Raw genomic sequence first — 1007 nt, 5'->3', positions numbered from 1 at the left:
ATTACAACGCGCTAGAAAGAGAAAATATAGTCTCTGGACGATTAGGGAGTGGACTGTAAATATGAAGAATACCGGAAATGATGATAATACATTCATTTCCGGTATTCTTTTTCTATTTTTTCGTATGCCGTTTATAGGCTGATGTGTCCTTCGAATGGAGAAGCAGGTAAACCGGCTGCGTTGTATAAGTTAGCATCATCGGGATTATCTCCCCAAGCATATCGTACAGAGATCGGTTGCTGTATTTCCTTATTCCATACTATTACTTTATTGTTTTCGATTTTAGCCTGTGCCCATTGGTATTTTCCATCTGCGCCGGCAATGGCGAATCCTGATAAATAGCCATATTTATTACGAGCTACTAGTTGCTCTTCACAAGCGTCAAAGGTGATCTCCAGTGTATCTCCAATTCTTTTTACCGACTGGAATATCGGGCCGGTGCAAACAATAGAGTTATATCCGTAATCATTGTGAAGAGCATGCAAAGCAAGTCGTTTACCTACATCTTGTTTGTTGCGGGGATGTATGTCATTTTCTTCCCCGATGTCTATAATGACGGCCTGTCCTGTATGTGGTAAGGCCAGTGTCTTCGACTGTGCAGCCCTCAGGTTTGCCCAATGGCTCTCGGAAGGCTGCTTGGCCGGAGACATGAAGCTGGCTAATTGAACCCAATAGAATGGGAATTCGTTATTCCATTTGTTTCTCCAGTCTTTAATTAAAGCCGGAAATAAATCAATGTATTCGTTGGCACGAGCGGCATTGTTTTCTCCCTGATACCAGATCACCCCTTTCATTCCCAGACCTACCAGCGGATGAATCATTGCGTTGAATAGCAAAGAAGGAAAAGCGTTAGGACCGTATTCTACATAATCATATTGTGCACTCGATACTGCTACTTTATACTTCCAATTATCACACAAAGGGAAAATCCGGTTGTTAACTTTCAGGTATACTTCATCTTTAGGGCCATATAGTCCGCCTCCTCCACGATGGTCGGATATTTTAAT

General features: G+C 42.2%; 1 protein-coding gene. It reads right to left on the bottom strand.

Going from position 1 to position 1007, the window contains the following annotated elements; all coding sequences use genetic code 11:
- Positions 1 to 131: 131 nt before the first annotated feature.
- Positions 132 to 1007, bottom strand: an 876-nt coding sequence (locus GKF99_RS08525; RefSeq protein WP_206670682.1) for a sialate O-acetylesterase, incomplete at its 5' end; no start/stop codon positions are given.

Source organism: Finegoldia sp. BIOML-A2, assembly GCF_009678315.1.
Lineage (GTDB): Bacteria > Bacillota > Clostridia > Tissierellales > Peptoniphilaceae > Finegoldia > Finegoldia magna.
The sequence above is the reverse complement of the archived record's forward strand: the minus strand, read 5'-3'. Positions and strand labels throughout refer to the sequence as shown.